Below are 10470 nucleotides of genomic sequence, written 5' to 3' on the forward strand. Positions count from 1 at the left end.
AATCCCCTGTGGGAGCGAGCTTGCTCGCGATGAGGCCAGCACATCCAACATCCATGTAGGCTGATACACCGCTATCGCGAGCAAGCTCGCTCCCACAGCTTTTTCGACTCAGTTCAGGACATCCCCCGGCACCCGCACGAACCCTTCCATCAACACCCGCGCGCTGCGGCTCATGATGGCTTTTTTAACGGTCCATTCGCCGTTGACCACGCTGGCCTCGGCGCCGACGCGCAGGGTGCCGGACGGGTGGCCGAAACGCACGGCGTTACGCTCGATGCCGCCGGCGGCCAGGTTCACCAGGGTGCCGGAAATCGCTGCGGCCGTGCCGATGGCCACCGCTGCGGTGCCCATCATGGCGTGGTGCAGCTTGCCCATGGACAACGCCCGCACCAGCAAGTCGACATCCCCCGCCGCCACGGCTTTTCCGCTGGAGGACAGGTAATCCGCCGGCGGCGCGACAAACGCCACTTTCGGTGTGTGCTGGCGCTGGGCCGCTTCGTCCAGGTGCTTGATCAAGCCCATGCGCAAGGCACCGTGGGCGCGAATGGTTTCGAACATCGCCAACGCCTTGGGATCGCTGTTGATCGCCCCCTGCAACTCAGTGCCGGTGTAGCCGACATCGCGGGCATTGATGAAAATCGTCGGGATCCCCGCGTTGATCAGCGTCGCCTTGAAGGTACCAACACCGGGCACTTCCAAGTCGTCCACCAGGTTGCCGGTGGGAAACATCGAGCCACCACCGCCCTCCTCCTCGGCCGCCGGGTCCATGAACTCCAATTGCACTTCGGCCGCTGGAAAGGTCACGCCGTCGAGTTCGAAGTCCCCGGTTTCCTGCACCACGCCCTCGGTGATTGGCACATGGGCGATGATGGTCTTGCCGATGTTGGCCTGCCAGATCCGTACCACGGCCACGCCGTTTTGCGGAATCCGGTCGGACGCCACCAAACCACTGCTGATGGCAAACGACCCCACCGCCGCCGACAGGTTGCCGCAGTTGCCGCTCCAGTCCACGAACGGCTTATCGATGGACACCTGGCCGAACAGGTAATCGACATCGTGGTCGGCCCGGGTGCTCCTGGACAGGATCACGGTCTTGCTGGTGCTGGACGTTGCGCCGCCCATGCCATCGATCTGCTTCTCGTACGGGTCGGGGCTGCCGATCACCCGCAACAGCAGGGCATCCCGGACCGGGCCAGGAACGCGAGCCGCTTCGGGCAGGTCTTGCAGGCTGAAGAACACGCCTTTGCTGGTGCCGCCACGCATGTAGGTCGCGGGGATCTTGATTTGAGGCGAGTGAGCCATGTGCTCTAACTCCTGAAAAAAGGGTGGCCGGAGAACGGACCACCCAAGCGATTTAAACGGCCACCGCCGATTCCAGGAAGTCCTGGGCAAAGCGTTGCAACACGCCCCCGGCTTCATAGATCGACACTTCTTCGGCGGTATCGAGACGGCAGGTCACCGGCACTTCGACGCGCTCGCCGTTCTTGCGAGTGATGACCAGGGTCAGCGTCGCCCGCGGCGTGCGCTCGCCGATCACGTCATAGACTTCGCTGCCGTCGATGCCCAGGGTCTTGCGATCGGTGCCGGGCTTGAACTCCAGCGGCAACACGCCCATGCCCACCAGGTTGGTGCGGTGGATGCGTTCGAAACCCTCGGCGGCGATCGCCTCGACACCGGCCAGGCGCACACCCTTGGCCGCCCAGTCCCGGGACGAGCCCTGGCCGTAGTCGGCACCGGCAATGATGATCAGCGGCTGCTTGCGTTCCATGTAGGTCTCGATGGCCTCCCACATGCGCATGACCTTGCCTTCCGGCTCGACTCGGGCCAGGGAGCCCTGCTTGACCTTGCCGTTTTCCTGGACCATTTCGTTGAACAGTTTCGGGTTGGCGAAGGTGGCGCGCTGCGCGGTCAGGTGGTCGCCGCGGTGGGTCGCGTAGGAGTTGAAGTCCTCTTCCGGCAGGCCCATTTTCGCCAGGTACTCGCCAGCGGCGCTGTCCAGCATGATGGCGTTGGACGGCGACAAATGGTCGGTGGTGATGTTGTCCGGCAGCACCGCCAGCGGGCGCATGCCCTTGAGTGGCCGCGCACCGGCCAGCGCCCCTTCCCAGTACGGCGGACGACGGATGTAGGTGCTTTGTGGGCGCCAGTCGTACAGCGGCGTCACTTTCGGCCCGGTGTCTTCCTGGATGGCGAACATCGGAATGTACACCTGGCGGAACTGCTCCGGCTTCACCGAAGCCTTGACCACCGCGTCGATTTCTTCGTCGCTCGGCCAGATGTCCTTGAGGCGGATCTCGCGACCGTCCACCACGCCCAGCACATCTTTTTCGATGTCGAAGCGGATGGTCCCGGCGATGGCATACGCGACCACCAGGGGTGGCGATGCCAGGAACGCCTGCTTGGCGTACGGATGGATACGCCCGTCGAAGTTGCGGTTGCCCGACAACACGGCGGTGGCGTACAGGTCGCGGTCGATGATTTCCTGCTGGATCACCGGGTCCAGCGCGCCCGACATTCCGTTGCAGGTGGTGCAGGCGAATGCCACCACGCCGAAGCCCAGCTTCTCGAGTTCGGACGTCAGGCCGGCCTCGTCCAGGTACAGCGCCACGGTTTTCGAGCCCGGGGCCAGGGACGACTTGACCCACGGCTTGCGGGCCAGGCCCAGGCGGTTGGCGTTGCGCGCCAAGAGGCCTGCGGCGATCACGTTGCGCGGGTTGCTGGTGTTGGTGCAACTGGTGATGGCGGCGATGATCACCGCGCCGTCGGGCATTTGCCCGGGCACATCGTCCCACTGGCCGGAAATGCCTTTGGCGGCCAGCTCCGACACCGCGACGCGGGCGTGGGGGTTGCTCGGGCCAGCCATGTTGCGTACTACCGAGGACAGGTCGAAGGTCAGGCCACGCTCGTACTGTGCGCCCTTGAGGCTATCGGCCCACAGGCCCACGTGCTTGGCATAGGTTTCCACCAACTGCACCTGGGTGTCTTCGCGACCGGTGAGCTTCAGGTAGTCGATCGTCTGTTGATCAATATGGAACATCGCCGCCGTAGCGCCGTATTCCGGGGCCATGTTGGAAATGGTCGCACGGTCGCCCAAGGTCAGGGCACTGGCGCCTTCACCGAAAAACTCCAGCCAGGCACCGACGACTTTTTGCTTGCGCAGGAACTCGGTCAGCGCCAGCACCATGTCGGTGGCGGTGATGCCCGGTTGCAGCTTGCCGGTCAGCTCGACGCCGACGATTTCCGGCAGGCGCATCCACGAGGCGCGACCGAGCATGACGCTTTCGGCCTCCAGGCCACCGACGCCGATGGCGATCACGCCCAGGGCATCGACGTGGGGGGTGTGGCTGTCGGTGCCGACGCAGGTGTCGGGGAACGCCACGCCGTCACGCTGCTGGATCACCGGCGACATTTTTTCCAGGTTGATCTGGTGCATGATCCCGTTGCCCGGCGGAATCACATCGACATTCTTGAAGGCTTTCTTGGTCCAGTTGATGAAGTGAAAGCGGTCTTCGTTGCGGCGGTCTTCGATGGCGCGGTTCTTGGCGAAGGCTTGCGGGTCGGCACCACCGCTTTCCACTGCCAGGGAGTGGTCGACGATCAGTTGGGTCGGCACCACCGGATTGACCTGCGCCGGGTCGCCCCCCTGCAGGGCGATGGCGTCGCGCAGGCCGGCCAGGTCCACCAGGGCAGTCTGGCCGAGGATGTCATGGCACACCACGCGGGCCGGAAACCACGGGAAGTCCAGGTCGCGCTTGCGCTCGATCAGTTGCAGCAGCGACTCGCGCAGCGTGGCCGGGTCGCAGCGACGCACCAGGTTTTCCGCCAGCACGCGGGAGGTGTACGGCAGGCCGTCATAGGCGCCGGGGCGGATGGCATCCACTGCGCCGCGAACGTCGAAATAATCCAGCGAAGTGCCAGGCAGCGGTTTGCGAAATTCTGTGTTCATCGTCAGGACTCGGTCACGGTGGTTTCAGAAGGGGCTGGCGCAGTACTTGAAGTCCCCCCGGCCACTGTGGGAGCGAGCTTGCTCGCGATAGCGGCGCATCCGTCGACATCAATGTTGAATGTCAGTGCGCAATCGCGAGCAAGCTCGCTCCCACAGGGTTTCGGGGTCATTTCAGTTCCGGCGGCTAAAACCCTCCAGCTCAGCGTTGTTCGATTGGCACGAACTTGCGCTGTTCGACGCCGGTGTATTCGGCGCTCGGTCGGATGATGCGGTTGTTGGCGCGTTGTTCGAACACGTGGGCGGCCCAGCCGGTCAGGCGCGAGCAGACGAAGATCGGCGTGAACAGCTTGGTCGGGATGCCCATGAAGTGGTACGCCGAGGCATGATAGAAATCGGCGTTGGGGAACAGCTTCTTCTGTTCCCACATGGTCTTGTCGATGGCTTCGGACACCGGGAACAGCACGGTATCGCCCACTTCGTCGGCGAGTTTTTTCGACCAGCCCTTGATCACCTCGTTGCGAGGGTCGTTGTCCTTATAGATCGCGTGGCCGAAGCCCATGATCTTGTCCTTGCGCGCCAGCATGCCTAAGGTGCCTTCGATGGCCTCCTGCGGTGAGCTGAAGCGCTCGATCATTTCCATCGCCGCTTCGTTGGCACCGCCATGCAACGGGCCACGCAGCGAGCCGATGGCGGCGGTGATGCAGGAGAACAGGTCCGACAGCGTGGAGGCGCAGACCCGGGCGGTGAAGGTCGAGGCGTTGAATTCGTGCTCGGCGTAGAGGATCAGCGAGACATTCATCACCTTGACGTGCAGCTCGCTCGGCTTCTTGCCGTGCAGCAAGTGCAGGAAGTGGCCGCCGATGGACACTTCGTCCGTCACGCATTCGATGCGCTGGCCTTGATGGCTGAAGCGATACCAGTAGCACATGATCGCCGGGAACGCGGCCAGCAGGCGATCGGTCTTGTCATGTTGCAGGGAAAAATCCTGCTCGGGTTCCAGGTTGCCCAGGAACGAGCAGCCGGTGCGCATCACGTCCATCGGGTGGGCGTCGGCGGGAATGCGCTCCAGCACTTCCTTCAAGGCTTGGGGCAGGTCGCGCAACTGGCGCAGCTTACCGGTGTAGGCGTCCAACTGTGCCTGGGTCGGCAGTTCGCCGTACAGCAGCAGGTAGGCCACCTCTTCAAATTGCGCATCTGCCGCCAGCTCGCGAACGTCGTAGCCGCGATAGGTCAGGCCGGCACCCGATTGGCCCACGGTGGACAATGCGGTTTGCCCGGCTACCTGGCCACGGAGCCCGGCGCCACTGAGTACTTTTGCTTCGGCCATTTGCTGTCTCCATTTTCTTGAATTTGTAGGGGAGTCGCGCCTTACTTTTTCGCCGCGAACAACGCATCGAGCTTCTGCTCGAAGGTGTGGTAGTCGATGCGATCGTAAAGCTCCATGCGGGTCTGCATGGTGTCGATGACATTCTGTTGCGTGCCGTCGCGGCGGATCGCGGTGTAAACGTTCTCGGCCGCCTTGTTCATGGCCCGGAAGGCCGACAGCGGGTACAGCACCAGGGACACGTCGGCCCCGGCCAGCTGTTCGGTGGTGTACAGCGGGGTCGCGCCGAATTCGGTGATGTTGGCCAGGATCGGCGCTTTCACGCGGCTGGCGAACAGCTTGTACATCTCAAGCTCGGTGATGGCTTCGGGGAAAATCATGTCGGCACCGGCCTCGATGCACGCGGCGGCGCGGTCCAGGGCCGATTCCAAGCCTTCCACCGCCAAGGCATCGGTACGGGCCATGATCACGAAACTGTCATCGGTACGGGCATCGACGGCGGCCTTGATACGGTCGACCATCTCTTGCTGGGAGACGATTTCCTTGTTCGGACGATGGCCGCAACGCTTGGCGCCGACCTGGTCTTCGATATGAATCGCCGCGGCGCCGAACTTGATCATCGACTTGACCGTGCGCGCCACGTTGAACGCCGAGGAACCGAAGCCGGTGTCCACGTCCACCAGCAGCGGCAGGTCGCACACATCGGTGATACGCCGTACATCGGTCAGCACGTCATCCAGGCCGGTGATGCCCAGGTCCGGCACGCCGAGGGAACCGGCCGCCACGCCGCCGCCCGACAGGTAGATCGCCTTGAAACCGGCGCGCTTGGCCAGCAGCGCGTGGTTGGCGTTGATCGTGCCCACCACTTGCAGCGGATGCTCGCTGGCGACCGCATCGCGGAAACGCTGGCCTGGAGTGCTGTTGCTCATGACTCACCTCGTTCAGTGGCGGCGCTGTCCTGGAAATGACGCGCGATATTGCGTTTGGAGGCGCCGATGTGCCGGCGCATCAATAATTCAGCCAGTTCGCCGTCACGGTCGGCGATGGCGTCGAGAATCCGGTGGTGCTCGGCAAAGGCCTGGCGCGGACGGTTGGGCGTGGTGGAGAACTGGATCCGGTACATGCGCACCAGTTGGTACAGCTCGCCGCACAGCATCTGCGTCAGGGTGCGGTTGCCGCTGCCCTGGATGATCCGGTAATGAAAGTCGAAATCGCCTTCCTGCTGGTAATAACCGACACCGGCCTGGAACGCCGCATCGCGCTCGTGGGTTTCCAGCACCCGGCGCAGTTCGTCGATTTCTTCCAGGGTCATGCGTTCGGCCGCCAGGCGGCAGGCCATGCCTTCGAGGGATTCACGGATTTCGTAGAGTTCCAGCAGCTCGGCGTGGCTCAGCGACACCACCCGGGCACCGACGTGGGGAATGCGCACCAGCAGGCGCTGGCCTTCCAGGCGGTGAATGGCCTCGCGCAGCGGCCCGCGGCTGATGCCGTAGGTGCGCGCCAGCTCAGGCTCGGAGATCTTGCTGCCGGGGGCGATCTCGCCCTTGACGATGGCGGCCTGGATACGCCGGAAGACGTTCTCGGACAGGGTCTCCGAGTCGTCCTGGACCATCACCGGACTTTCGAGCTGATCGAGCATATTGTCGACACCTTGGAAATCAATACGACAAAAACTAACCAACAACGGCCTTTACGTCAAAACAAAAATCAACATTGTCGACAATCGTCTAATAAACGCCCTGGAGATAACCCTGTTGCATGAAGACTCGTAGCCTCCGGCCAGCGGTGGCGTCAGAAAACCACCGTGCTAGAATGCCGCGGTTATTCGCCGCTCTCCTTTTATTAGAGAAAGGCTGCCTAGGGAGCTTGTGCAGTAATGCCAGGGCCTGAACCGATAAACGGAACGCTGCGCACCAGGATCTATGACACTCAAGCCCTTATCTGCCGCTTTCTATTTCATGTGCCTGCCGGGGCTTGCCGTGGCGGGTGAAAAAACCGTGTACGGCCTCAACGAATACGCCGCCCTGCAGGGCATCGACCTGGAGGTCGCCGCCAAGCTCGACACCGGCGCCAAGACCGCCTCCCTCAGCGCCCGGGACATCAAGCGCTTCAAGCGCAATGGCGAATCCTGGGTGCGTTTTTACCTGGCCATCGACGCAGCCCACTCGCACCCCATCGAACGTCCGCTGGCCCGGGTCAGCAAGATCAAGCGCCGCGCCGGTGACTACGACCCGGAAGAAGGCAAGAAATACACGGCCCGGCCGGTCATCGAACTGGACATCTGCATGGGCTCGGCCCTGCGCAGCATCGAAGTGAACCTGACCGACCGCAGCGCCTTCCAATACCCGTTGCTGATCGGTTCCGAGGCGCTCAAGCGCTTCGACGCGCTGGTCGACCCCAGTCTTAAATACGCTGCCGGCAAACCCGCCTGCGCCAATGCCGCTCAAACCGCAGAGTAATTCCAATGCGCTCCCTTACCCTCCATCTGAAAATGCTGATCGCCATCCTGGTGGTGCTGGGCCTGTCGGTGACGGCCTATCAGATTTTCGTGCTCGGCATCCCGGTCACCGAAGACGCCACCGACGATTTGTGGAACATCGACGCCAAGGTCGAATTCGTGCCCAACGCCAAGGACCCGGTGAAGATCCAGATGTTCGTGCCGCCCCTGAGCCGCGACTACGTGAGCCTCAACGAGAGTTTCATTTCCAATAATTACGGCGTGGCGGTGAACCGGGTCGACGGTAACCGCAAAGTGACCTGGTCAGCCCGTCGCGCCAAGGGCAACCAGACCCTTTATTACCGCCTGGTACTGACCAAGCGCTACAGCGCCGAGAAAACCAAGGTCAAGGGCCCGACCTTCCGCGACAGCATCGCCGTCGAAGGCCCGGAGAAACTGGCCGCCGAAGCCCTGCTCGCGCCGATCCGCCAGCACTCGGCCGACGTCGAGACGTTCATCAGCGAAGCGATCAAGCGGGTCAACAACCTCAACGACGACAACGTCAAGCTGTTGCTGGCCGGTGATCCTTCCTCGGCCAACAAGGCGCGCATCGTCGAATTGGTGCTGTCCATCGCCCACGTGCCGGTGGAAAAGGTCCACACCATCCGCCTGGTCGCCGACCAGCCGCAGACACCCGAGCTGTGGCTGCGCAGCTTCAACGGCACCGACTGGCTGTACTTCAACCCGGATAGCGGCGAACAGGGCCTGCCCACCGACCGCCTGCTGTGGTGGACCGGCGATGAAAACCTGATCACCGTCGATGGCGGCAAGAAAGCCACCGTCACCTTCAGCATGAACAACAGCGAAATGAACGCCATTCGCCTGGCCAAGCTGACGGACGAGAACACCGACGCCAACTTCCTCGAATACTCGCTCTACGGCCTGCCGCTGCAAACCCAGCAAACCTTCATGATCATGGTGATGATCCCGATCGGCGTGCTGGTGATCCTGATACTGCGCAACCTGATCGGCCTGCAAACCCTCGGGACCTTCACCCCGGTGCTGATCGCCCTGGCCTTCCGGGAAACCCAACTGGGCTTCGGCATCATCCTGTTCACGGTAATCACGACGCTGGGCCTGTCGCTGCGTTCGTACCTGGAACACCTCAAGTTGCAGATGCTGCCAAGGCTCTCGGTGGTGCTGACGTTCGTGGTGGTGCTGATCGCCGCCATCAGCCTGTTCAGCCATAAGCTGGGCCTGGAGCGTGGCCTGTCGGTGGCGCTGTTCCCGATGGTGATCCTGACCATGACTATCGAACGCCTGTCCATCACCTGGGAAGAACGCGGCGCCGGCCATGCGATGAAAGTCGCCATCGGCACTTTGTTCGCCGCGTCCCTGGCGCACCTGATCATGAGCGTGCCGGAACTGGTGTACTTCGTGTTCACGTTCCCGGCGATCCTGCTGATCCTGGTGGGCTTCATGCTGGCCATGGGGCGTTATCGCGGCTACCGCCTGACCGAGTTGGTCCGGTTCAAGGCCTTCCTCAAGGCAGACTCCTGATGTTCGGCTTCTGGAAGACCTGGAAGGCCCTGGAAGCCCGGGGCATCATGGGCATCAATCGGCGTAACGCCGACTATGTGCTCAAGTACAACAAGCGCAGCCTGTACCCCATCGTCGATGACAAGATCATCACCAAGGAACGGGCCATCGCCGCCGGCATCCATGTGCCGGAGCTGTACGGGGTGATCTCCACCGAGAAAGAAATCGACAAGCTCGACGAGATCATCGGCGGGCGCACCGACTTCGTGATCAAGCCGGCCCAGGGCGCTGGCGGCGACGGCATCATCGTCATCGCCGACCGCTTCGAAGGCCGCTACCGCACGGTGTCCGGCAAGATCATCAGCCATGAGGAAATCGAGCACCATGTCTCCAGTATCCTCACGGGCCTGTATTCCTTGGGCGGGCACCGTGACCGGGCGCTGATCGAGTACCGCGTGACGCCGGACCAGATCTTCAAGAGCATCAGCTACGAGGGCGTGCCGGACATCCGCATCATCGTGTTGATGGGCTATCCGGTGATGGCCATGCTGCGGCTGCCAACCCGGCAGTCCGGCGGCAAGGCCAACCTGCACCAAGGCGCTATCGGCGTGGGCGTCGACCTCGCCACGGGCCTGACCCTGCGCGGCACCTGGCTGAACAACATCATCACCAAACACCCCGACACCACCAACGCGGTGGACGGCGTGCAACTGCCCTACTGGGACGGTTTCATGAAACTGGCCGCCGGTTGCTATGAACTGTGCGGGCTGGGCTACATCGGCGTCGACATGGTGCTGGACCAGGAGAAAGGGCCGTTGATCCTGGAACTGAATGCCCGACCGGGCCTGAACATCCAGATCGCCAACGACTGCGGCCTGACCCTGCGCACCCACGCGGTGGAAGCCCGCCTGGAAGAACTCAAGGAACGGGGCGTTATCGAAACCGCGGAAGAGCGCGTGGCGTTTGCCCAGGAGCTGTTTGGGCATATTCCGCCGGTTGAAGGCTGAGGCTTGAAAGCGGGAGTCTGAAGCTGAGGCTGAAGGCTGGAGTGTGAAACCCTGTGGCGAGGGAGCTTGCTCCCGCTGGGGTGCGAAGCGCCCCTCAAAACCCAGCACCGCGGTGCATCAGGCTGACCGCGTTCAACTGCCTGGGGGTTGCTGCGCAACCCAGCGGGAGCAAGCTCCCTCGCCACAAGGTGTTCACACCCGAATATTTTCGATAGCC

8 protein-coding genes are annotated in these 10470 nt (G+C 62.7%); 3 read left to right on the plus strand and 5 right to left on the minus strand.

Features of this window, described 5'->3' with window-relative positions; translation table 11 throughout:
• Positions 1-108: 108 nt before the first annotated feature.
• The 5 genes from prpF to J4E53_RS28100 form a co-directional block, all read right to left on the minus strand.
• Positions 109-1302 carry a 2-methylaconitate cis-trans isomerase PrpF gene (prpF, locus tag J4E53_RS28080; RefSeq protein WP_060741354.1) on the minus strand — a complete coding sequence of 398 codons (1194 nt, stop codon included), beginning with the start codon at positions 1300-1302 and terminating at the stop codon, positions 109-111.
• Between the two features lie 52 nt (positions 1303-1354).
• A complete protein-coding gene (gene acnD, locus J4E53_RS28085; protein ID WP_103311016.1) occupies positions 1355-3946 on the minus strand; it encodes a Fe/S-dependent 2-methylisocitrate dehydratase AcnD in 2592 nt (863 codons plus the stop codon).
• A gap of 199 nt (positions 3947-4145) precedes the next feature.
• A complete protein-coding gene (gene prpC, locus J4E53_RS28090; RefSeq protein ID WP_103311018.1) occupies positions 4146-5273 on the minus strand; it encodes a 2-methylcitrate synthase in 1128 nt (375 codons plus the stop codon).
• Positions 5274-5314: 41 nt separating this feature from the next.
• The gene (prpB, locus tag J4E53_RS28095; protein ID WP_030137801.1) at positions 5315-6199 is read right to left on the minus strand and encodes a methylisocitrate lyase; all 885 of its coding nucleotides are present in this window, start codon (positions 6197-6199) and stop codon (positions 5315-5317) included.
• Positions 6196-6909: a GntR family transcriptional regulator gene (locus tag J4E53_RS28100; RefSeq protein WP_103311020.1), complete on the minus strand. Its 714-nt coding sequence runs from the start codon at positions 6907-6909 to the stop codon at positions 6196-6198. Before J4E53_RS28100 ends, prpB begins: the two co-directional genes overlap by 4 nt.
• 283 nt (positions 6910-7192) lie before the next feature.
• On the opposite strand from J4E53_RS28100, the gene J4E53_RS28105 reads away from it, so the two are divergent.
• From J4E53_RS28105 to J4E53_RS28115, 3 genes are read left to right on the plus strand one after another with little or no spacing between them, the layout of a single operon-like run.
• On the plus strand, positions 7193-7729 hold the full coding sequence (locus tag J4E53_RS28105; RefSeq protein WP_053186065.1) for an ATP-dependent zinc protease: 537 nt from the start codon (positions 7193-7195) through the stop codon (positions 7727-7729).
• Between the two features lie 5 nt (positions 7730-7734).
• Positions 7735-9267 carry an inactive transglutaminase family protein gene (locus J4E53_RS28110; protein WP_060741350.1) on the plus strand — a complete coding sequence of 511 codons (1533 nt, stop codon included), beginning with the start codon at positions 7735-7737 and terminating at the stop codon, positions 9265-9267.
• Entirely contained in the window at positions 9267-10253 is a 987-nt protein-coding gene (locus tag J4E53_RS28115) for an alpha-L-glutamate ligase-like protein (protein WP_060741349.1), read from the plus strand. The genes J4E53_RS28110 and J4E53_RS28115 overlap by 1 nt, the downstream gene beginning before the upstream one ends.
• Positions 10254-10470: the final 217 nt, after the last annotated feature.

It is taken from the genome of Pseudomonas sp. FW305-28, from assembly GCF_017351395.1.
In the GTDB taxonomy this organism is placed as follows: Bacteria; Pseudomonadota; Gammaproteobacteria; order Pseudomonadales; family Pseudomonadaceae; genus Aquipseudomonas; species Aquipseudomonas fluorescens_AA.

What these genes read in the sequence shown, in the direction of transcription:
- prpF (WP_060741354.1), bottom strand. Translation starts at nt 1,302, where the DNA reads ATGGCTCACTCGCCTCAAATCAAGATCCCCGCGACCTACATGCGTGGC.
- acnD (WP_103311016.1), bottom strand. Translation starts at nt 3,946, where the DNA reads ATGAACACAGAATTTCGCAAACCGCTGCCTGGCACTTCGCTGGATTAT.
- prpC (WP_103311018.1), bottom strand. Translation starts at nt 5,273, where the DNA reads ATGGCCGAAGCAAAAGTACTCAGTGGCGCCGGGCTCCGTGGCCAGGTA.
- prpB (WP_030137801.1), bottom strand. Translation starts at nt 6,199, where the DNA reads ATGAGCAACAGCACTCCAGGCCAGCGTTTCCGCGATGCGGTCGCCAGC.
- J4E53_RS28100 (WP_103311020.1), bottom strand. Translation starts at nt 6,909, where the DNA reads ATGCTCGATCAGCTCGAAAGTCCGGTGATGGTCCAGGACGACTCGGAG.
- J4E53_RS28105 (WP_053186065.1), top strand. Translation starts at nt 7,193, where the DNA reads ATGACACTCAAGCCCTTATCTGCCGCTTTCTATTTCATGTGCCTGCCG.
- J4E53_RS28110 (WP_060741350.1), top strand. Translation starts at nt 7,735, where the DNA reads ATGCGCTCCCTTACCCTCCATCTGAAAATGCTGATCGCCATCCTGGTG.
- J4E53_RS28115 (WP_060741349.1), top strand. Translation starts at nt 9,267, where the DNA reads ATGTTCGGCTTCTGGAAGACCTGGAAGGCCCTGGAAGCCCGGGGCATC.